23 protein-coding genes and 1 pseudogene are annotated in these 22397 nt (G+C 44.0%); 2 read left to right on the top strand and 22 right to left on the bottom strand.

The genetic code is table 11. The features are described from left to right. Positions 1-810: 810 nt before the first annotated feature. The 15 genes from groL to QM870_RS07985 form a co-directional block, all read right to left on the bottom strand. Positions 811-2436 carry a chaperonin GroEL gene (gene groL / locus QM870_RS08055; protein ID WP_003004647.1) on the bottom strand — a complete coding sequence of 542 codons (1626 nt, stop codon included), beginning with the start codon at positions 2434-2436 and terminating at the stop codon, positions 811-813. Positions 2437-2457: 21 nt separating this feature from the next. Further along, on the bottom strand, positions 2458-2739 hold the full coding sequence (gene groES / locus QM870_RS08050; protein WP_024055367.1) for a co-chaperone GroES: 282 nt from the start codon (positions 2737-2739) through the stop codon (positions 2458-2460). 129 nt (positions 2740-2868) lie between these two features. Beyond that, the gene (locus QM870_RS08045; RefSeq protein WP_003004348.1) at positions 2869-3162 is read right to left on the bottom strand and encodes a hypothetical protein; all 294 of its coding nucleotides are present in this window, start codon (positions 3160-3162) and stop codon (positions 2869-2871) included. A 99-nt stretch (positions 3163-3261) separates the two neighbouring features. Then, positions 3262-4116 (bottom strand): PTS system mannose/fructose/sorbose family transporter subunit IID, encoded by an 855-nt coding sequence (locus QM870_RS08040; RefSeq protein ID WP_037585172.1) that lies wholly within the window; start codon positions 4114-4116, stop codon positions 3262-3264. Next, complete coding sequence (locus QM870_RS08035) at positions 4100-4942, bottom strand: PTS mannose/fructose/sorbose/N-acetylgalactosamine transporter subunit IIC (RefSeq protein ID WP_014712796.1); 843 nt, start codon at positions 4940-4942, stop codon at positions 4100-4102. Before QM870_RS08035 ends, QM870_RS08040 begins: the two co-directional genes overlap by 17 nt. A gap of 56 nt (positions 4943-4998) precedes the next feature. Further along, complete coding sequence (locus tag QM870_RS08030; RefSeq protein WP_000261775.1) at positions 4999-5493, bottom strand: PTS system mannose/fructose/N-acetylgalactosamine-transporter subunit IIB; 495 nt, start codon at positions 5491-5493, stop codon at positions 4999-5001. A gap of 14 nt (positions 5494-5507) precedes the next feature. Then, positions 5508-5945, bottom strand: coding sequence for a PTS sugar transporter subunit IIA (locus QM870_RS08025; protein ID WP_031572670.1), 438 nt, complete (start codon positions 5943-5945; stop codon positions 5508-5510). A 140-nt stretch (positions 5946-6085) separates the two neighbouring features. Further along, positions 6086-7384, bottom strand: a complete 1299-nt coding sequence (locus QM870_RS08020; RefSeq protein ID WP_003009814.1) for an ABC transporter substrate-binding protein — start codon at positions 7382-7384, stop codon at positions 6086-6088. Then, positions 7381-8064 carry a response regulator transcription factor gene (locus tag QM870_RS08015; protein ID WP_037585171.1) on the bottom strand — a complete coding sequence of 228 codons (684 nt, stop codon included), beginning with the start codon at positions 8062-8064 and terminating at the stop codon, positions 7381-7383. The genes QM870_RS08020 and QM870_RS08015 overlap by 4 nt, the downstream gene beginning before the upstream one ends. A gap of 5 nt (positions 8065-8069) precedes the next feature. Next, positions 8070-9386 (bottom strand): sensor histidine kinase, encoded by a 1317-nt coding sequence (locus QM870_RS08010; RefSeq protein ID WP_368397548.1) that lies wholly within the window; start codon positions 9384-9386, stop codon positions 8070-8072. After that, positions 9386-10369 carry a substrate-binding domain-containing protein gene (locus tag QM870_RS08005; RefSeq protein WP_003009806.1) on the bottom strand — a complete coding sequence of 328 codons (984 nt, stop codon included), beginning with the start codon at positions 10367-10369 and terminating at the stop codon, positions 9386-9388. The genes QM870_RS08010 and QM870_RS08005 overlap by 1 nt, the downstream gene beginning before the upstream one ends. Positions 10370-10557: 188 nt before the next feature. Then, complete coding sequence (locus QM870_RS08000; protein ID WP_003004675.1) at positions 10558-10953, bottom strand: single-stranded DNA-binding protein; 396 nt, start codon at positions 10951-10953, stop codon at positions 10558-10560. Between the two features lie 101 nt (positions 10954-11054). After that, positions 11055-11681, bottom strand: a complete 627-nt coding sequence (gene ytpR, locus QM870_RS07995) for a YtpR family tRNA-binding protein (RefSeq protein WP_003009800.1) — start codon at positions 11679-11681, stop codon at positions 11055-11057. Positions 11682-11690: 9 nt separating this feature from the next. Further along, a complete protein-coding gene (locus tag QM870_RS07990) occupies positions 11691-12008 on the bottom strand; it encodes a thioredoxin family protein (RefSeq protein WP_003009797.1) in 318 nt (105 codons plus the stop codon). Next, positions 12005-12295: a DUF4651 domain-containing protein gene (locus tag QM870_RS07985; RefSeq protein WP_003004245.1), complete on the bottom strand. Its 291-nt coding sequence runs from the start codon at positions 12293-12295 to the stop codon at positions 12005-12007. Before QM870_RS07985 ends, QM870_RS07990 begins: the two co-directional genes overlap by 4 nt. A 142-nt stretch (positions 12296-12437) precedes the next feature. On the opposite strand from QM870_RS07985, the gene pepA reads away from it, so the two are divergent. Together pepA and QM870_RS07975 are read left to right on the top strand one after the other, a co-directional pair. Continuing rightward, positions 12438-13502: a glutamyl aminopeptidase gene (gene pepA / locus QM870_RS07980; RefSeq protein ID WP_414369260.1), complete on the top strand. Its 1065-nt coding sequence runs from the start codon at positions 12438-12440 to the stop codon at positions 13500-13502. Between the two features lie 244 nt (positions 13503-13746). After that, positions 13747-15231: a DUF1846 domain-containing protein gene (locus QM870_RS07975; protein WP_070448905.1), complete on the top strand. Its 1485-nt coding sequence runs from the start codon at positions 13747-13749 to the stop codon at positions 15229-15231. A 335-nt stretch (positions 15232-15566) separates the two neighbouring features. On the opposite strand, the gene folK is transcribed toward QM870_RS07975, so the two are convergent. The 7 genes and pseudogenes from folK to QM870_RS07940 form a co-directional block, all read right to left on the bottom strand. Next, complete coding sequence (gene folK / locus QM870_RS07970; protein WP_049475011.1) at positions 15567-16376, bottom strand: 2-amino-4-hydroxy-6-hydroxymethyldihydropteridine diphosphokinase; 810 nt, start codon at positions 16374-16376, stop codon at positions 15567-15569. 25 nt (positions 16377-16401) lie between these two features. Next, a complete protein-coding gene (folE, locus tag QM870_RS07965; RefSeq protein WP_003019101.1) occupies positions 16402-16956 on the bottom strand; it encodes a GTP cyclohydrolase I FolE in 555 nt (184 codons plus the stop codon). Between the two features lie 96 nt (positions 16957-17052). Beyond that, positions 17053-18195, bottom strand: a pseudogene (locus QM870_RS07960) (bifunctional folylpolyglutamate synthase/dihydrofolate synthase); the annotation flags it as partial. 81 nt (positions 18196-18276) lie between these two features. After that, complete coding sequence (gene folP, locus QM870_RS07955) at positions 18277-19227, bottom strand: dihydropteroate synthase (protein ID WP_049505966.1); 951 nt, start codon at positions 19225-19227, stop codon at positions 18277-18279. 152 nt (positions 19228-19379) lie between these two features. After that, positions 19380-20111, bottom strand: a complete 732-nt coding sequence (locus tag QM870_RS07950) for a CPBP family intramembrane glutamic endopeptidase (RefSeq protein ID WP_414369259.1) — start codon at positions 20109-20111, stop codon at positions 19380-19382. A gap of 72 nt (positions 20112-20183) precedes the next feature. After that, positions 20184-21377: an acetate kinase gene (locus tag QM870_RS07945; RefSeq protein ID WP_303470665.1), complete on the bottom strand. Its 1194-nt coding sequence runs from the start codon at positions 21375-21377 to the stop codon at positions 20184-20186. Between the two features lie 51 nt (positions 21378-21428). Continuing rightward, positions 21429-22382: a class I SAM-dependent methyltransferase gene (locus QM870_RS07940; RefSeq protein WP_302692103.1), complete on the bottom strand. Its 954-nt coding sequence runs from the start codon at positions 22380-22382 to the stop codon at positions 21429-21431. Between the last annotated feature and the right edge of the window lie 15 nt (positions 22383-22397).

The raw sequence follows: 22397 nt of genomic DNA, 5'->3' as shown, positions 1-22397 counted from the left end.
CTTTTTTCCTTAACAAAAAAACTCCCCCGGAGAAATCCGGAAGAGCTTGCGCAAGGGGAATTTGAAAAATATTTTTTAATATGAAAAAGGTCGATAAAATCTATGCTATGTTCAAACTCTCATTTTACTAACAGCGATATTACGATCAAGTTTTATTGTCAATAGACATGTATGTGGGAAGTTCTCCCCTTGCAACAATGTAGACCTGTGATCTACTCTTACTAGTATACACTAGAATTATTACAAAATCAGTTAATTTGTATTGCAATTTGTTGGCAAATATCCCTCTGCCTGAAAACACCGCAAATGCTTGATTCCCAAGCATCTACGCAAGTCCTCTTTAATTAGTATTTATCATTTCTGTTACAAAATTTAAAATAAAAATATTATTCCATAACAAATGAAAATCCCAAAGCACGATAAAAAGAGGCTGGGACAAAAGTCCTAGCCTCTCAATTATTTTTGGATTGTCGAGCAAGACGCAGTGGTTGAGTGGGCTCTACTACGCTGATTTCATCAGCTTTTACAGCCCTACTCAACTGTGCGGAGGTGGGACAACGAAATCGAATTCTAACGAATTACCGATTTCTGTCCCACTCTCTTTGAGCTAGTAAGACGATTAGCCAGACCGCAACATAGTGGCTACTATCCAACGATGAGAGGTATAGCCTCAATCGTGTAACAGTTACGACAGAAAATAAAGAAGGCCGATAATGCCTTCTTTATTTTCTTAGTAAGACACTTCGGCAAGGCACCATGGTGCTTGCCGTAGCCTAATGAGGTGCTTCAGCACCCATTAGACTAAGTGTCTTACATCATCCCACCCATCATGCTTGGATCCATTCCTGGTCCTGCTGGGGCTGCTGGTTCTGGTTTGTTGGCTACGACTGCTTCGGTTGTCAAGATCAGACTCGCTACGGAAGCGGCGTTTTGAAGGGCTGAACGGCTCACTTTAACTGGGTCGATGATTCCTGCATCAATCATATTCACCCATTCACCTGTTGCGGCATTGAAACCTGTTCCGACTTCGGCATTTTTCAAGCGATCAATCACAATAGATCCTTCGTAACCGGCATTGTGGGCAATTTGGCGCACCGGTTCTTCCAAAGCACGAAGAACGATATTGCGTCCGGTCGCTTCATCTCCTTCTAATTCAAGGGCTGCGACTGCAGAGATGACATTGACAAGGGCTGTACCACCTCCGGCAACGATCCCTTCTTCAACGGCTGCGCGAGTCGCATTAAGGGCATCTTCGATACGAAGTTTCATTTCTTTCAATTCTGTTTCTGTTGCAGCACCAACCTTGATCACGGCAACACCACCAGACAATTTGGCCAAACGTTCTTGTAATTTTTCACGGTCAAATTCAGAGGTTGTAGTTTCAATTTGTGACTTGATAACAGCCACACGGTTAGCGATCGCTTCTGGGTTACCAGAACCTTCGACAATGACGGTACTGTCTTTATCGACTGAAACTTTAGCTGCTTGACCAAGGGCTTCAATGGTTGCATCTTTCAATTCCAAACCAAGATCGTCTGTAATGACTGTACCACCTGTCAAGATGGCAATGTCTTCTAGCATGGCTTTGCGGCGATCTCCAAATCCTGGTGCCTTGACAGCTACAACATTAAAGGTACCACGGATCTTGTTCAAGACAAGTGTTGGAAGAGCTTCGCCATCGACATCATCTGCGATGATCAAGAGTGGACGGTTGCTTTGAAGAATGCTTTCCAACAATGGCAAGATTTCTTGGATATTTGAAATCTTCTTGTCAGTGATCAAAATGTATGGATTTTCAAGGTCTGCCACCATTTTTTCATTATCAGTGACCATGTATTGTGAAAGGTACCCACGGTCAAACTGCATACCTTCAACGACTTCCAGTTCTGTTTCCATTCCACGAGACTCTTCAATCGTGATAACCCCATCTTTACCTACTTTTTCCATGGCTTCAGAGATGTACTCACCGACTTTTTCAGAACGAGAAGACACAGCAGCTACTTGAGCAATCGCTTCCTTGCTTGATACTGGGATCGCATTGTTTTTCAAAGCTTCTACTGCTGTTGCAACAGCAGTCTCAATCCCACGACGGATGCCAATTGGATTAGCACCTGCAGTGACGTTTTTGATTCCTTCACGGACGATGGCTTGAGTCAAAACCGTTGCAGTTGTTGTACCGTCACCTGCGATATCATTGGTCTTAGAAGCCACTTCTGACACCAATTTAGCACCCATATTTTCAAAATGGTCTTCCAATTCGATTTCTTTTGCGATGGTCACCCCATCATTTGTGATCAAGGGTGAACCAAATGATTTTTCAAGAACCACATTGCGACCTTTAGGGCCCAACGTAACTTTCACTGTATCTGCTAAGACATCGACACCACGGACCATTGCAGAACGTGCATCAGATGAAAATTTAATATCTTTTGCCATTTCTCTTACCTCTTTCTTCTCTTACTCTACAATTGCAAGAATGTTCGCTGTTCCAACGATGGTGTAGGTTTCTTCCCCATCTTTAACTTCAATTCCTGCATGGCTTTCAACCAAAACGTGGTCTCCTGCTTTTACAGCTGGAGCAATGAGTTCGCCACTTAGGGTACGCACACCTTCGCCAACGGCCACTACTTCAGCTGTTTTTGTATCGGCCTTGCTCGCACCTGCGAGGACAAAACCTCCAACAGTCTGTTCTTTTTCTTCTACTTTTAAGACCACACGGTCTCCTAATGGTTTTAACATGTTCATTCCTCCATACGTGTTTTTAGCACTCTCTATACGTAAGTGCTAACTTATGTTTCTATTGTATCACTTGGTCAGAAATAGTCAAGAAAAAAACACCTCAAAAATAGATGAGATGTTTCTAAAATATCAATTTAAAATTGTCAATTTTTGATTGAAATCGTCGATCACTTTTTGAAGATTGATCCGCCCGCGGTAGATGCCATATCCAAAAACAATCATGCCTAAAATTCCAACCAAGGCTAGTAAAATCCCGAGGATCAAGAGTGGGAGGAAACTTTTGTGAAAGAGATAGATCAATACCACACCAATACTGGCAATGATAAAGAGTAAGCTGAACCAACGACCAAGGTTTTCAAGCATGTGGCGTTGGTACTTGATTTCTGTTTCATATCCATTGACAAGTTCTTGTTTTGTAACCATGGGATTCCTCCTGATAAAAATTGAGAATGAAGTGCAAATAAAGGAGGTCCATTCACTTCATTCTCAAAAACTCCTACTAGCAAATTCGTTTTTTTTACCTTAGTATTTAAGATGTGGGTCAAAGATACCAAGGGCAACACCGATCAAAGCAACTACAACGAGAAGTAACATAACTTTGTTTGGTGAAATTTTTTTCTTAGACATCAACCACCAGCAAAGAGTGATGAAGGCTGCTGTCAAGAGACCTGGATAAACACCATCGATCTTTTCTTGGATGTTCAAGAAGACTTTTCCTTCAGAATTCTTGAATTGAAGGGCTGTTGTAACAGATACCCAAGTAGCTGCTACGGCACCGATAACCATACCACCGACAACGCTGATCGCTTTACGAAGAGCTTGTCCTTTTGGTCCTACAAGGAATTCAACGGCTTTATCCCCTAATTGGTAACCTTTGAAGAAGGCAAAGCGCATACCAAAGTAGACTAAGAGGTTCCATACGACGATGTAGAAGAGAGCACCAGCGACGTTACCACCTTTAGAAAGTCCAAGGGCAATCCCTAATAGAACTGGAATCAAGGTACCAACGACCAATGAGTCACCAATACCAGCGATTGGTCCCATCAAACCGGCACGCATACCGTTGATGGTTTCGCCATCTACTGCATCTCCGTTTGCACGCGCTTCTTCCAAACCAGCTGTGATCCCTACAACAAGAGATCCAAGTTGTGGTTCAGTGTTGAAGAAGGCCGTATAGGTTTGCATAGCATCCTTTTGTTCTTCTTTTGTGTCATACATTTCTTCTACGATTGGAAGCATAGAAGTCAAGTACCCGAAGGTTTGCATATGTTCTTGAGAGAAACAAGTCAAATGACCATAATACCAATGATGGAATGCTTTTGCTAATGTTTTCTTTGAAATTTTCTTTCTATCAGCCATTTTAAATATCCTCCTCATCATCGTCTAGATCCACCACTCCGGCTGGAGCAGCTTTCATCGATTTGATCACTTCAAGTTCATAGTAGATTACTGCAAAGATTAATGAAACAACGGCACTGGATACCAAGTTCAATCCGAGAGATTTTGCCAAGGTAAATCCAACAAAGAATGGAATGAAGTCAGTTGCTTCTGTAACAATTTGTTTCAACAAGATGGCAATACCGACACATGGGAGAAGAGCACCGACTGTAAAGAGGGCTTTCATCCAGTAACCATCCATAGGAAGGTATTGTTTCATCAAATCAACCATGTTTTCACCGTATTTGGTGATAATCATTGTTGGAAGGAAAGAGAAGAGGAAGTGAGAGATCCAAGGGTAAACCCAGTCAACTGCGTAGAGTTTTTTGAAGTTTCCTTCTTCAACGGCTTTCCAACCAATGTGTTGCCATACCAAGTTCATAGTAGCGGTACCGTAGAAAAGAACTGTACCGATTGTCCCAACGGCTGCACCGATTGGAGCTGCAGCTGCGGCGATTCCTGCTTCATCTGTGATGTTATTGGCATGCACAAACAAGATAGCAAGAGGAACACCGATGTAAGAGATGGCACGCACATCGGCAGATACGGTACCACCAGGTGTTACCAAGGCGATATAAACGACTTGAAGGGCAACCCCGACCATAATACCAGTTGTCACATCTCCAAGAATTAAACCTGAAATCAACCCACCGATCAAAGGACGACCGAGTGTATAGTTCCCGATACTGGAACCTCCCATACCAGGCATTGAAGACAAGCTGGCGAAAATACCAAGCAAGATTGCTTGAATCCATGAAATTGTCATAACAAACGCTCCTTTTGTTTGTAAATTTATTTACCTAACAGATAAGACTGTTAGTTTTAAAAACCAAATTTTGATTTGAAATCATCCCAATAACCGATGGAAACATCTGGCAACAATTGGAATTTCACCTTGTAGCCTGCTGCTTGAATGGCTTGGAAGGCTTCTGCTTCTTCCTGAGTGATGGATTGGTTATTTCCCAATTTCACAGCTCCAGGACGATCATTTGCAGGGCCAACAATGATTTCTTTAACATCACCTGGGACAAACCCTTGGTCGACCAAAATTTCCTTCATATCGATTGGATTTTTGGTGATCAAGAAGTAACGACTATCTGATTCTGTTACTTTTGCTGATTTTTCTTTAAAGGCTTCCTTTGTCCATACAAAGGTTTTCTTGTCTGATGCGCCTTTGTAAGCTTGGATCAAAACCTTGTTTGATGCTGCTGCATCGTTTACGGCAATCAAACCATCACATGGTTTTTCCTTTGCCCAGCGTGTGACTGTTTGACCGTGAATCATGCGGTCATCAATCCGTACAAATGTTACTACCATAAGGTACCTCCCTATTAAATATCGTCATCATCTTCTTCAGCACCAGTGGCTGAAACTTCAAAAGGCTGTAGTGCAGATCGTGCTTCTGATAAGATGGTGGCTGACAAATCGTCTCCATCCAACACATCCTTCATCACAACTGCCGTCAAGGCCATGGTGAGGTTCATCCCACCAAGGATCAAGGCTCCATCGAGCTTTCCAGCTTCTTCTAGAACCGTGGCTGCAGTGGTTAATGGACTACCACCTACGATATCTGCCAAGACCAAAACAGAATCATCAGCTGTCAATCCTGAAATGCTCTCTCTGAAATCAACTGCGAAGTCATCGACCGATTTTCCTTCTTTGAGTCCAACTGCGATGACCTGATCCATCTTATCACCAGCAAACATGGCTAGTGATGTTTTTAGACCTTCTGCCAGTCCACCATGACTGACCAAAACGAGGTATTTCATTTTTCTACGCCTCCTTTATTTGACTCTATTGTAGACTATTTGAAAGCGTTTTTATATTGTCAAATGTCACATTCCCAATATGACATTTAGCAATAAAAAAATGACATCTGTCACTTGACAAAATGCCATCTTATTTTACTCTAAACTCCTACCTGTAGACTACTTTCAATCTCCCTCTGAATTTGAGGCAAGCGGTTCTCAACATCTTGATCGCGCAAGGCATTGCCAATCAAGTAATCTAACTTTTCTAACACCTCTTTTGAGACATTTTTAGGACTACTTTCAACAGCTTGTTCCATGATGCGGTTCAAGGTCTGATTGGTCAAGGAATCCGTCCCAAAATCATCTACCTGCAAAAGGTCTTTACTAGAGCGACTCTTGACGACCTGTGGCATGACAGAGATCCCCTGGGATTGGGCAAAGAGGGTTTGTTGAATTTCGGGATCCTCTGTTAAGAGTTGCATCAATTCCCAAGCCAACTTGGAATGAGAACTCCGAGCTGACATAGCAAAAGAAGTCGTCGTGACTAAGGTTGCCTTGGTCGTTTTTGACTTAGCAGGCATCGGGATACAGGTCCAGGTGAAGTTTGAATATTTTGAAACGTGGTAGGGATAAGGTTTATAGGTCCGATATTGGGCCAAGGTCATGGGATAGAAGGCGACTTTCCCCTGGTCAAAATCTTTAGAGCTCACCTTGTAATTTTTATTTAGATCTTCCAATTTTTGCAGAAAAGTCAAAGACTCTTTCACCTCTGGAGCTGTCAGCTTGAGCATGCCTCCTTGGAAGAGATGACCTCCATTTGCCGCCAAGGCTTCTTTCCAGGTGTATTCTGTACTCCCAAATTGGTCCAATTGCCCATCCCCATTGGTATCTTTGGTTAGTTTCTTGCAAATCGTATAGAACTCTTCAAGGGTCCAGCCTTCTTTGGGAACCGCGATACCTTCTTTATCCAAGAGATCTTTATTGACACACATCAAAATCGGATTGCTTTCATAAGGTAAGGCATAGGTTTGCCCCTGATAGACACCGGATTCAAAGGCAACGGGATAAAAGGCAGCTTGATCTTTTCGATCCATATAGCCGTTTAACTTTTCTAATACGCCTCGCGCTGCTAATAAGGAAAGATCTTGCTCAGAGACCATAAACACATCTGGCGTCTTTCCTGAGACAATCTTTTCGGAAAGCCAGTCAGAATAATCCGACTGAGGAATCCCATTTTCATACTCTACACGAACGTGGGGATGGGATTTTTCAAATTTTTGAATCGCACGATCCAAGGCATGGGAACGTTGACTGGTCGGCACATCCCAGCTAGAACCTGCATAAACGCCGATATGGAGGACGGTCGGTTGCTGTTTCCACCAATAGAAACCCGCGCTCGCACAGAGCACAACAAGGAGGCCGATCCCCCAACAAAGATGCTTTCGCTTCAATTTCATTCTGTATTTCCTTTAGAAAAATCACGTCTCGTCACTCCTGTTTGGACTGACCAGATCGCTAATTGCGTTCGATCTCGTAGGTTTAATTTCGCCAAAATTGTTGATAAGTAATTGCGCACGGTTCCTTCTGATAAGAAAAGTTTAGCCGCAATTTCTTTATTAGACTCCCCATAGCCGACTTCTTGGATAATGCGCCATTCCGTCGTGCTCAAATCCTTGACATTGTCCTCATCCACAGCAATAGAGAAGTTGGTCTTGGCCATTTGTGAGAAAATTTGAAAGACTTTACTAGCGATATTCGGGTTGATCATGGCTCCGCCTTGATACACCACCTTAATCGCTTCATAGAGTTCCTCTGTCGAGGCTCCCTTTAAAAGATAACCTGAAGCACCATACTTGAGTGCACTATAGATAAATTCATCATCATCAAAGGTCGTTAAAATAATAATTTTGATATCCGGATAGTGCTCTTTGACTTCTTTTGTCGCCAAGACCCCATCCATACCTGGCATCCGAATATCCATTAAGATCAGGTCAGGATGTGTCTGTGGAATGCTAGACAAGACGTGATTCCCATCTTCCACTGTGGCCACCACTTCGATATCGGGGTGGGCTGACAAAATAATTTTCAGAGATTCTCGAATCAAGGCCTGGTCATCTGCCACCATTACTTTTATCACCATCTCTATCTCCCTTCATTATATTTCGGTAAACTGACGCGCGTGAAAAATCCATCGCGGCTTTCAAATTGAAGCTGTCCTCCTAGGATGGAAATTCGTTCCATCATCTGCTTGAGTCCATAGCCATAGGTCAAGGTTTCAAACCCAACCCCGTTGTCCTGCAACTCGATCAGGTAATCTTCTTCATCCTCAAAAAAATGAAGGCTCATCTGACTGGCATGACCGTGGCGAACCGCATTGGTCATAGACTCTTGGATCACACGAAAGATCGTATCTTCAATCATGACGTCCATATCAACATCGACCCATTCATAATGTAAATCAACCTGCAAGTTGGAAAGTGTCTGGTACTCGCGGATCATCTTTTCCAAAGCATCTTTGAGGGTTCGTCCCTCAAGGGCACCTGGACGGAGGCGGTTGAGAGAGCCCCTCACATCCTGGATCCCTTCACGAACCACTTCTGATACGCTTTTTACCTGCTCTTTTGCCCGATTGGGATCGATATCAATCAAGACTCCGACAGCATCTAAACCTGCCGAGATCCCTGTTAGCGCGTGTCCCAAGGTATCGTGAATCTCCCGAGCAATCCGCTTGCGCTCTCGATCCTCTGCAATCTTCTCAGACAAGGCCATATAGTTGTTCAATTCCGTATTGACCTTCGAAACCATGGCCAACTCTTCTTCCACTTCGTGGTTTTCCGCAAGAACATTCATAATATAGAACAAAAGCGAAATAATGAAGAGCACCAGATTCAAGGCATAGAGGGAATTCTTTAAGAAAAAGGCCAGAATCCGAATGGAGGCAGGATAAAAATGAATATAGACATCCAGAGAAGGTATCGGAAAGAAAAGCGAAAAGACGTCTGAGTTGGTCACAAGAAGCATCAAGAAACTCACTAGGATAAACGCAAACCAATACTTGCGGTCTCGCTTGGTATTCAACTCTTTGGAACCATAGAAGATATCCGCAAAAACTAATAGAATAAGCCCGTTATAAGCTACATTTTGGACCCACATCAAGAGCAACATCAGGAGGATCTCCAGAATGTTCCACTTATCAAAAATGGACCATCGACTCGTTTGAGACCGGTAACGACTCATGGAGATCAAGGCAATCCCAGCAAATAAGAGTGCAGACAACCAAAAAGTTGTAGAGGGCGCAAAAGGAATGCGCTCTAAGCGTTCTACTAATAGGGAAGCTTGTCGTTGAGCAATGATATAATTGGTTGCTTGAAGATAGATGATACTGTTGAGCATCACAGCGATAAAATTCACGACCATCAGAATGGCCAAACTGTATCTCACACCTCTAAATTTTCTCATTACTGCCACCCATTCACATCAAATTGATCGATGTTTTCCTTTGTCATCATCTGAACCGGAATGGTTATTTCTTTTTGGTAGCTCTTCCCATCAGCCATATCTTGGATGACCTCCATCACGCGGTCTCCCATCTTCAACGGAGACTGGGCAACGGTTCCTACGACATCATCTGTCGAGTGTAGCAAGGCTTTCATATCTGGTGAGCCATCAATCCCATAGATCGCAATGGGATGGGTGATTCCTTGCTCCTTGATCGCCGCTAAAGCTCCTATAGCCGAGCGGTCATTCAAGGAGACTAGAGTATCGACATTCCCCCCTGACTGCAAGAACTTACGGACAGCTGGCATGGCGATCTCCGTCTGCCCCTTGGTTTCTAGTTCCGAGATGATCTGATAAGACCCATGTCCTTTGATGGTATCCTTAAATCCCTGAATCCGCGTATCTGCCGAAACAGTCCCTTTGTGCTCCAAGAGAAGGATCCGAGCATTTGAAGAGCGTTTCATCAACTCTTTCGCAATCAAGACTCCTGCTTGGTAGTTGTCGGAGACAATGCTGGCATCCGGCTTAAAATGCTTGAGCTGGGTATCAACTGCAATGATCTTAATTCCTTGTTTTCTAGCTTTTTTAAGAGCCCTTAAAATCGGCTGACTATCCCCTTTGACCGGATTAATCACAATCACATTTACTTTTTGAGCGCAAAAATCATCGATCTGCTGGCTCTGCCTTTTTTCATCCAATTCCGGATCTCGAACAGATACAAGAGCCCCTCTCTCATCGGCAATCCGACTAATTTCCGAATGAATACTTTTATAGAACTCATTGTTCATGGTCATATAGGTGACACCAATCTTGGTCTGATCCTTGATGCTACTGGTTTGACAAACAGCATAGATCCACAAGAGGAGGCAGGCCACTGGAATCACCAGTAGAACCCGTTTTATCAGCCATTTTAACAGTTCTTTTCTTTCTTCTTTCCTCTTCAAACTCCGTTCCTTTTCTGAAAATTTTGAATATATATTACTTTATTTTACTACTTTTTCAAGAAAAGTGCTGGCTTTTATTGTACAGATGCATATTTTTGATTTATTTTTAAAAGAGTCGTTCCCGAATAAAATCCCTAGCAAGTATCAAAAAAGCTGGTCTATAAACGAACCAGCTTTCTTTTTTGATCCTAAAAGGGAAGATCTTCCTCTTCTAAGATGATATCGGCTAAATCTCCCGTTCCACCATTTTCACGCATCGCTCGCTGAGCGCGGCTCTCTAGCAACTGAAAACTTTGGCAGAGGACCTCTGTCACATACTGCATAACTCCATTTTTCTCGTAGCGGCGCGTCCGAATCTCTCCATCCAAAGAGATCAGGCTCCCTTTGCTAGCATAACTAGCCATGGTTTCAGCCAATTTCCCCCAGACAACGACATTGACAAAATCAGTCTCTCGCTCCCCGTTTTGGTCCTTGTAGCGACGATTGACCGCAACGGTCACTCGGGCAACGGATTTGTCTGTGCTGGTTTTATGCAATTCTGGGGCCGCTACTAGGCGACCGATTAAAATAACTTTATTATACATCATTTACCTCCTATCTATTTATTCGAAAAAATTTCAAAAAATGGAGGTGACAAACCAAAATCAAAAAAATCTAGGATCCAAAACATCCTAGATTCTTCTCTTTATTCGTGCCAGTGACGAGCAGGATCAAAAGGTGTCCCTGCTACTTCTGCGTCATCCAATTCAATAATGCCTCGTTTTTGAGGAGCATTTGGCAAGTGCAATTCGCGCGGACTGCACATCATCCCATAGCTTTTTTCTCCACGAAGGGCCCCTGGGAAAATCAAGCTACCATCCGGCATCATGGCACCTGGAAGAGCGACAATGGTCTTGAGACCCACTCGCGCATTTGGAGCTCCAGCTACGATCTGAACCGTCTTATCTGGTCCAACTGCTACTTGGCAGATATTCAAGTGGTCACTATCTGGATGGGCTACCATTTCAAGGATTTCTCCCACCACAAATTTTGGTTCCCGATCATTGACCAAACGTTCTGCGAAGCCTTCTCTTTCCAATTCTTGATTCAAACGAGCTACTTGCTCATCTGTCAAAAAGACTTGGCCCTTGCCTTCGATGGCGAAGAAAGATGAGGCATCAAAAATATTCCAGGCAACGGTTTCTTGCTTGTCCTCACGGTAAACGCGAGCCACTTTTCCTTTTCTCTCCACCGCGAGCTTTGCTTCTCCACTATTTTTCAAGGTCAGCATCAAGACATCGCCGACTTGTTCTTTGTTGTATGTTACAATCATGTTTTTCTCCTATTTTAATCCTGCTAAGAATGCTGTAAGCTGCGCCTTGGTTTTTCGATCCCGATTGACAAACCGACCGATTTCCTTATCCTTTTCCAGAACCACCAAACTTGGGATCCCATAAACATCCCAGACTTTCGCCAGATCCATATAGGCATCTCGGTCAATCAAGATAAAGGTAAATTCGGGATTTTCAGCTTCAATCTCCGGCAAAAAAGGCTTGAGGTAACGACAATCCCCACACCAATCTGCTGAAAAGACAAACACTTTCTTGCCATCTTGCTCTACATAAGAAGCAATTTCTTCTAGAGAATTTGGTGTAATCATAGTTTTTCCTCTTCATAATGCAAGAGACCGTCCTCATAGACAAAGCGGTAATGGCGCTCATCTTCAAAAATGACGCCTCCTACTAAGCGTTCTTCACTAGACTCGTAGAGTTCCACATACAGGGTCGCAATCGTCCCCATGGCTTCCATTTGCTCCCGTACTTCTGCTACCAACTCTTCTTGGGTACGGAGACGCTTTTGATCTTTGGCGATTTTATAAACACCGGCCGCAAGAGCTCCTGCACTTGCTACAGCCAGACTAGACAAAATAATTTTTTTAGCTTTCATAGTGCCTATTGTAACACAAAATAAGCAGAGGGACAACGGTCTAGGCTGGATCTCTCCCTCTGCTTTTTGAGATTGATTTCCATAATAACGCTACCATCCTTGTAGAAAAAGTGTTAAAATAGCATCAGAAAGAAGGTAACCTATGACTGATTTATTTTCTAAAATCAAAGAAGTAACTGAAATCCCTGCTATCTCAGGTCATGAAGCTCCTGTACGGGATTATTTGCGCCAACAATTGACCCCTCATGTGGACGAAATCGTGACAGATGGTCTCGGTGGGATCTTTGGGGTCAAACATTCAACAGCTGCCGATGCTCCTCGTATCTTAGTAGCTGCCCACATGGACGAAGTTGGTTTTATGATCAGCGAAATCAAAGCTGACGGAACTTTCCGTGTTGTCCCAATCGGAGGTTGGAATCCGATGGTCGTCAGCAGCCAACGCTTCAAACTCTTTACACGTGACGGACGTGAATACCCTGCTATTTCAGGATCTGTTCCTCCTCATTTGACACGTGGAACGGGTGGACCAACCGTACCAGCCATTAGCGACATCATCTTTGATGCAGGCTTTAGCTCTAAAGCCGAAGCTGAAAGTTATGGGGTTCGTCCTGGAGATACTTTGGTCCCAGATAGCTCTGCGATTCTCACTGCTAATGGTAAAAACGTCATCTCAAAAGCATGGGATAACCGCTACGGCGTCTTGATGGTCAGCGAATTGGCCAAGAGCCTTTCTGGACAAGCCTTAAACAACGAACTCTATGTAGGGGCCAACGTTCAAGAAGAAGTGGGACTGCGTGGAGCCCACACTTCAACCACTAAATTTGATCCTGAAATCTTCCTTGCTGTAGACTGTTCACCAGCGGCCGATGTCTTTAGAGACCAAGGAGCGATTGGGGAAGGAACACTGCTTCGCTTCTATGATCCAGGTCACATCATGCTACCAAATATGAAAGATTTCTTGCTCACTACTGCTGAAGAAGCAGGTATCAAATTCCAATACTATTGTGCCAAAGGTGGTACCGATGCAGGTGCAGCACACTTGAAGAACGGTGGAGTCCCATCAACCACTATTGGTGTCTGTGCACGTTACATCCACTCCCACCAAACCCTCTATGCCATGGATGATTTCTTGCAAGCACAAGCCTTCTTACAAGCATTGGTTAAGAAATTGGATCGCTCTACAGTTGATTTGATCAAACACTATTAAGCAACATCGATCACGAAGCCCCGTAAGGGGCTTTTTTAGGGGGAAAACAAGGTTCTCTTTGAAACTTTCCAGCGTGAGTCACCATTGAGCCCCTCGGCATCCACACTCCCTTAGGAAAGTATCTTAGAATATTTTATCTTCCATCTGTTTTCTGATATAATATGAAAGAATGAAATGGTAGGGAACGGAGCACTCATCCTTGGATTTGTGTGGCAGACCTTTCCCTTATATACAGGAGTTTTACATGAAAAAACAAGCTTTTAGTTCTGAAAAGTATTTGAACTTGCAACGTGACCACATTATTGAGCGGATCAATCAATTCGATGGCAAGCTCTACCTTGAATTTGGTGGTAAGATGTTAGAGGACTTCCACGCTGCTCGTGTCCTCCCTGGATACGAACCAGACAATAAGATCAAGTTGCTCCAAGAATTGCGCGACCAGGTGGAAATTGTCATTGCCATCAACGCCAACAACATTGAGCACTCAAAAGCCCGTGGGGACCTAGGAATTTCTTATGACCAAGAAGTACTGCGTTTGATCGACAAATTCAATGAATTGGGGATTTTTGTAGGCTCTGTCGTCATCACCCAATATGCTGGACAAGCTGCAGCAGATGCCTTTCGCAAACAACTGGACAAGAGCGGGATCGCCTCTTATCTCCACTATCCGATCAAGGGCTATCCGACCGATATGGACCACATCATCTCTCCTGAAGGGATGGGGAAAAATGACTACATCAAGACTAGCCGCAATTTGGTCGTTGTGACAGCTCCTGGACCTGGTTCTGGTAAGCTGGCAACTTGTATGTCCAATATGTACCATGACCAATTAAGTGGGATCAAATCAGGTTATGCTAAGTTTGAAACCTTCCCAGTATGGAATCTTCCTTTGCACCACCCAGTCAACTTGGCTTATGAAGCAGCAACTGCAGATCTGGACGATGTCAATATGATCGATCCCTTCCACCTCCAAACCTACGGAGAAACAACGGTCAATTACAACCGCGATATCGAAATCTTCCCTGTTTTGAAGCGCATGTTGGAACGCATCTTAGGAACCTCTCCATACGCTTCCCCAACAGATATGGGCGTCAACATGGTTGGCTTTGCCATTGTGGACAATGACGCTGCGATTGAAGCTTCCCAACAAGAAATCATCCGTCGCTATTACCAAACTATCTTGGATGTCAAAGCTGAACGCGTCGGTGAAGGAGCTGTCAAGAAGATTGAGCTCTTGATGAATGATTTGAGCATTACTCCAAATAATCGGAAAGTGACCGTTCTTGCTCGTCAGAAAGAAGAAGAAACAGGAGAGCCAGCCTTGGCACTTGAATTGCCAAACGGCGAGATGGTAACCGGAAAAACCTCCGATCTCTTTGGCCCAACCGCAGCCCTCTTGATCAATGCGATCAAGAAATTGGCGCATATTGATAAAGAAACCAAATTAATCGAGCCAGAATACGTCCAACCTATCCAAGGCTTGAAGATCAATCATTTGGGTAGCCGCAACCCTCGTCTTCACTCAAACGAGATCCTCATTGCCCTTGCTATTACAGCCATGACCAATGAAGACGCTAAGCTTGCTATGCAAGAATTAGGCAAGTTGAAAGGCAGTGAAGCCCACTCAACCGTGATGCTAACAGACGAAGACAAGAATGTCCTTCGCAAGCTCGGTATCAACGTCACCATGGACCCTGTCTACCAGTACGATCGTTTGTATCGTAAATAAACTAAGACAAACAAAAACAATCCCTGTTTTAGGAATTGTTCAGATTGAAGACAAAGTCTTCTTAAAAAACTTTCCTTAGGTGAGTACGGACGTCAGCGAACTTCTACGAAGTTCCATGACTAATTATTGAGCCTAAGGTCTCAATAATTCCGAGTGCCTGAAACGGTATTGTTTCAGGCACTTTTCTCACGGCGGAAAGTTTCATTAGATGACTGAATAACTATAACGAGTATAATTTTTAAAGAATTGATTAGATTCTATTAAAGATTCGTTTATCTACGCTCTCAACAATCCCTGCTCGAGGGATTGTTTTTTTATAATGCAAAGAAGAGAAACTATTTGACAGCCTCCCATAATTGGCGAATGGGCTTTCTTTGAACAGGGTCCACAAAATGAGGAGCAATTTCATTCAAAGATTCTAGGACAAAGGCACGTTCTGCCACATAAGGATGCGGCAAGATCAAGCTCGGACTGTAACAAATGGTGTCATCCATATAGAGCAGATCTAGATCGATCACACGTGGCCCCCACTTGATCTCACGGACACGCCCCATTTCCTGCTCAATAGCAAGTAAGGTCTCTAGTAAATCCTCTGGGGTCATCCAGGTTTCAACCTCTGCCACCTGATTCAAAAAGGTGTCCTGCTCCACTCCTCCCCAGGGTTCTGTTTCAATCCTTGTGGATGTCTGAAGAAGGCGAATGCCTCGATCCTTGAGTTTTTCTAGCGCCGTCTCTAGTTGCAGTTGTTTATCTCCCATATTGGTGCCAAGCCCAATAAAGGCCCGTTTTTTCTCCCGTTCGATTGTCACCGAACAAGTCTCGAGTGGCAAGGGAACAGGAGCCCAAGGTTTTTTCAACTCCAGACGAACTTTTTCTACGAAGGCATAGCTTTCGAAAATCTTTTGAACCAATTGAAAGGCCACCGTTTCAATCAGATCGATCTTTTCTGCCTGCATCCACTCGGTCAACTGTTCCGCCAAGATCCCATAATGGATTGAAGCTTCCAAATCACCTGTGCGGGCAGCACGAGTCATCTCATAATCTACCCATAGGTCTAGGACAAAGCGTTGTCCTAATTCTTTTTCTGCTGGAAAAACACCGTGATAGGCGTATACCTCTAAGTCCTTGATCCGTAATTGATCCACTCTGTTCACCTCTTATAGCCAGCCATTAGTGGCCCATGAGTTTATAGGCTTCATTTTTTAAGTCTTTATCTGTCGCAAGCAGTCCACGCGCAGCAGTTGTCACTGTAGCGGTCCCAGGTTTACGGACACCACGCATGTTCATACACATATGCTCTGCTTCTACCCAGACAAGTGCTCCTTGTGCTCCAAGATATTCCATCAAGGCATCTGCGATTTCTACCGTCAAACGTTCCTGAATCTGTGGTTTTTTAGCGTAAACTTCGACCGTACGAGCCAGTTTGGAAAGCCCAGCCACACGGCCATTTGGAATGTAGGCAATGTGCACTTTTCCATAAAATGGTAAAAAGTGATGCTCACACATGGAATGGAAGAAGATATCCTTCTCGACCACCATATTGTTATCAATGATTTCAAATGATTTAGACAGGTGCTCTTCTGCTGTCTGCCCTAGTCCTGCAAATATTTCTTGGTACATCTTGGCAATGCGGGTCGGCGTTTCCTGAAGTCCCTCACGGTTCTCATCTTCACCGACTGCCTCGATGATCATTTTCACTGCTTCTTCAATTTTCTTTGTATCCATATCATCTCCTAGTTGGATTTTTCTGTTTTTTAATAAATAAGGTCGTACCTGGCTAAGGAAGTAGAGCGACCCTGTTACAATGAGGAGCTCATCGCCTTCAGCTTGCCAGTTTTGTAGAAACTCTTGCCAGTTGACTTCCTCAAGCTGATGGTTTTTCGCAGCAGCTCTTATCTCTTCTTGAGAATAGGCTCTTGGATCTTCAAAGGTCGTGAGGATCAAGCGACTATTTTCTAGTTCCTGCCACTGAATGAGCATCTCTTCTAAGGCTTTGGTCCGGATGCAGGTAAAAAGAATGGTCTTTTTTTGACTTGGAAAAAGTTCCCGAAGACTTGCGATCAAAGGCGCAACGGCGTGGGGGTTATGGGCCCCATCTAGCAAGATCATGGGATTTTGTGAGACCACTTCCATTCGGCCAGGCCAGATGACCTGATGCAAGGCATCATCCACTAACTCTCTTGACAAGAGTTCACGCCCTTCTCTTTCAAAAAGTACATCACAAATACTGATCGCAAGAGCTGCATTTCTGGCCTGGTGATGACCCAAGAGCGCTACTTGATAGGAGGCTGTTTCTCTTTTGGAACTGTGATAAGAAAAGGATTGGCCCGATAGACAAGAGGCCGCTAGCTCAACTTGGTAATCTCTGTCATAGGCTGTTATCGGTACCTGCTTCTGAATCGCAATGCCTTCAATGACTTGGCTGGCTTCTGCTTCTAATTTCCCTAGGACCAGAGGAATTCCTGGCTTAATGATACCAGCCTTTTCACGGGCGATGGAAGCCAGATCTGGCCCAAGAAGGGCAACATGATCCAAGCCAATCGAAGTGATCGCGGTCAGAACAGGCTGACAGACATTAGTACTGTCAAGTCGTCCCCCCATACCGACTTCCATGATCACATAATCCAGCTCCTCGTGAGCAAAATAATCATAGGCGATGGCCGTCATCACTTCAAATTCCGTCAAACCTTGAAAGATGGCCCTTGATTGTTCAGCTTGCAGGAGCTGCTGGTAGCTATCCAGGTAGGCTTGCAGGTCTTGATCTGAAATGGCTTCGCCATTAATGGTGATTTGGTCATTGTAATGGATCAGATAAGGAGAGGTAAAGACTCCAACCCGTAAACCTGCCTGCCTCAAGAGTTGAGACAAGGTAGCAATGGTAGATCCTTTGCCATTGGTCCCCGCAACATGAATAACCCGACAGTCTAGGTGAGGATTTCCTCTCAAAGCCAAGAGAGCTTCCATGCGATCCAAACCGAAATGTGGATCTTGGGAACGATAGGCTTCTAGCCAACGAAGATCCAACTGATGTTCTTTTGTCTTCATTTACTTGTATTGTTTTAAATTGGTATCTGCTGCCTCTTGGGCTTGGAAAATGGCTTGGCCCAGACTGGCTGCCATCTTGTGAAGGGGAATATCATGCACCCGCACCACTTCGACTCCTTGACTGGCTGCAATACTGGTCAAATGGCTCGAAGCCAGGTCCCGATTCCAAAAACCAGTCTCCGTTGCAGGATCTGTCTCAAATCCAGCTTCCTCAATAATATTGACCACAAATCGTTTGCGGGAGACCCCTAGAAAGATCGGATACCCCTTTTGGTGAATCGTCCCGAGTTCTTGTAATAAGAGTAAGTTCTCACGCTTGGTCAAACCAAAACCAATCCCAGGATCCAACATAATACGATCCGTCTGGACACCGGCTGCTTTCGCTACCGCAAGCGAGCGGTCAAAGAAGGTCCACATCAAGTCTTGAATCGGTTCTTGAGCCATCTGTTGAAGCTCTTGCTCTGAAAAGACTGGTTCGAAACCAAAACTTGGAAAGATAGTGGAACTTGGATGATGCGGTCTTGCCATCACTGGATTAAACATGAGAACTGCGCTCGCTTCATGCTCCGCGACGACAGCAGCCATCTTAGGATCTCCAAGAAAACCCGTAATATCGTTGACAATATCAGCCCCAGCTTCGAGCGCCGCCGCCGCCACCTGGGACTTCCAGGTATCCACTGAGATCAAGACATCACTTTCTTTCCGAATGGCTTTAATTACTGGAACCACGCGGTCAATCTCTTCTTGGATCTCTACATAATGACTACCTGGTCTTGTTGATTCTCCTCCGATATCGAGGATCTGAGCTCCTTCTTGGATCAGTTTTCTCGCCTGTTGCAAGGCTGCATCCACACTCGTATACTTACCGCCATCAGAAAATGAATCCGGAGTGACATTTAAGATCCCACAAAGAAGGGTCCCTTGGCCACTCAGCCATTTATTATCAATCATTTTCGTTCTCCTTTGATTTCCTTCCTACAGCATGATTGCGAACAAAAGAGGCTAGAACAAGTGTTCTAAACCTCTGAGTCTGCTCTCCATACGGATTTCTGACCTTCTGTACGAAGATTCTGCATCAAAACTCATTGGTACCTACCATTTTATCATAATTTATCATGGAAGAAAACTCTCGATACCGGCAATAAACAAAGGAGGAATACAGCCGGATAATAATAAGCCAGCGCATTCAAGGTCATATGGAGACAGATGCTATACTCGATCCGCTTGTAGCGATAAGCCACCCAAGTTAAGATCAAGGACATGCCTCCGTAAGCTACCCATTCCCCCAAGGTACTCGGTCCATGTAAGTAAGTAAAAAAGAGAGCACCAGCTAGGTAACCGATCGGTTCTGCTCCTCGAAAGATCAAACGAGGGATGATGGCCCGACAGAGCAGCTCTTCTAGAATCGGAGCGACAAGGATCACGACCATTCCCATAGCAAGAAAAGGAGCATGAGATTGCAGTTCATTTAGAGCTGCTTGATTTGCCGTCGTACCACCTGCCTCTTGTTTCAACAAGGGATAGGCGAGCAGGTTATTAGCCATCAATAAGAGAAGAAAAAGAAAATTTCTCCCCAGAGCCGGCCAGGTAATCACCCGAACATCTATGTTCTCCAGAGGGCTCTTTTTGATGACTATATAAAAAATAAAGAGCGCCACCACTGTAGCTAAGGTCGTGAGAACAGTGACCCACTCAGCGGCCATTCCGTCTTGAAGAGAATAAACCATGGTGATGAGGGGGAATTGCGAGAGGAAGAATAAGGGCACAAAAAGCAGGAGCCAGAGAGCATTCTTACATAATGGGTGCTCTCGAACAAAAGACTGTATTTTTTTCAATGGACAACCTCTTTCTCGTATAAAATAAGAAGACTGGGGCTTTCGCCTCTAGCCTTCTCACTTTATTTCAGTTTACTGATTTTTGAAACGTTCAACGTCACGCGCAATCACCAACTCTTCATCAGTTGGAATAACCAATACCTTCACACGGGAATCGTCTGTGGAAATATCTCCGACAACTCCAAAAACGTTCTTTTCAGGGTCAACCTTGCATCCAAACCAGCTGATCCCATTGATAATAGAAGAACGAACGTTTACTGCATTTTCACCGATCCCTGCTGTAAAAATGATGGCATCTGCGCCATTCAAGACAGCTAAGTATTGACCAATGTATTTTTGCAAACGATCGATAAAGATATCGTAAGCCAATTTGGCTTTTTCGTCTCCATTGTGCATCGCTGTATGAATATCCCGCATGTCGCTAGAAGATTCAGAAACACCCAGAAGACCTGATTCACGATTGAAGATGCGGCTGATGTCTTCAGGCTTATTGAAATCCTCTGTATGTTCCATCAAGTAAGGAATAATCGCTGGATCGAGATCCCCTGTCCGCGTTCCCATCATGACGCCACCTAGAGGCGTGAAGCCCATCGATGTGTCGACAGAAATTCCCTTGTCAACCGCTGTAACAGATACCCCATTTCCGACATGGCAGGTGATCAATTTCAATTCTTCTAACGGTTTTCCAAGATGTTTAGCAGCTTCACCAGCTACATACTGGTGACTGGTTCCATGAGCGCCATACTTCCGGACCTTATTTTCTGTGTAATATTTGGTTGGAAGAGGGTAACGATAAGCTTTTTCTGGCATGGTTGTATGGAAAGAAGTATCAAATACTACAACACTGGTAATATCTGGACAAATCTCTCTAAAAGCCCGAATCCCAGCTGCATTTGCAGGATTATGAAGAGGTGCTAACAAAGACAATTCCTCTACTTTTCGAAGGACTTCGTCATCTACCAAGGCAGAATCATTGAAGTATTCTCCACCAGCAACGACGCGGTGACCCACACCTGTAATCTCATCGTAGGATTTGATAATATCAAAGCGAATCAAATCATCCAACAAAATTTTTACAGCTTGTGTATGGTCCTGGATATCTAATACTTGTTTTTCAGAGCGTCCATCAAATTTAACGGTTGAAATAGAATCCTTCAAACCGATCCGTTCAATCAACCCTTTTGCAAGAACAGTTTCCTCTGGCATTTGGTACAATTGCCATTTCAAACTAGAGCTTCCTGCATTAATAGAAATTGTTTTCGACATATATTCACCTCATTAAGCGTTTTCACTTCCTCTATTATATCAGATCTTTGATCAAATTTCACTATCCTTTAACCAGTTTTGGAAACTTTCCATAAAGTGAACCACCTGGTCATGATCCTGGAGATCGGTAAACGGATAGACAAAGGGCTGAACAGACTCTTCTTCTTGTTTTCGTAGGACGAAAATCGTCTTAGCATAGGCTGGATTTGAAAAGAGAGATTCTGGCAAGGTCAGCATGGCAAGGATTTGAGCCTTGTCTGTTAGCCAAGCTTTCAACAGATCACTCTGAGGGCTCGTCAAGAGGTTGTTTGGAGCTAAAAAGATGGCTACTCCTTGAGGTTTCAGGTATTTCAGAGCCTGTTCCATCATAAGGTGATGAGCATAGGTATGGCCTTCGGAGCTCGCTACCTGATAGCGCTGTGCAATCGCATCATCTGGATAATAACCAATCGGTAAGTCGCTAACGATCAAGTCACTTTCTTTCAACACTTGTGGACGAACCGCGTCTCCTTGTGCAAAGACAACACTGGATTCCATCACGTCTGCGATACTAGCAGATAGGTCAATCAAAAGATCATCCACTTCCAATCCTAAGTAATCAATCGTGAGGTGGCTATTGTTGACAATAGTCTCAGCGAGATTTCCGGTTCCACTTCCCACTTCTAAGACATCCAGTTGGTCGCTTTTAGCCAACTGATCGATCAAAAATGTAATGATAAAACCAATCGCATCTGGTGTGAACTGGTGATTCGCTTGTAAAGGTTCTGTCTGAGCGGCTTTCATAAAAAGGAATTGGTAGGCTCTACGCCATTCTTCCTTACTTAAACCTAGTTCTTTTAATTTTTTGCTATTGTTTTTAACAATGTCTAGATCCGTCTTACCATCCAAATACATGGCATTCTGTTCAATCAAGGCGTCATAAAAGCTGGTCGACAATTCATTTTGAATACTTTGAGTGTTTTCTAATAGATAGGTATAGGCTTGTTCAATTTTTTCGAAATTCATGATTTCCTCCGCACA

Origin of the sequence: Streptococcus parasanguinis (assembly GCF_047463195.1) — a bacterium.
In the GTDB taxonomy this organism is placed as follows: Bacteria; Bacillota; Bacilli; order Lactobacillales; family Streptococcaceae; genus Streptococcus; species Streptococcus parasanguinis_R.
Note: the sequence above shows the minus strand (reverse complement) of the source record. Positions and strands in the feature narration are given on the sequence as shown.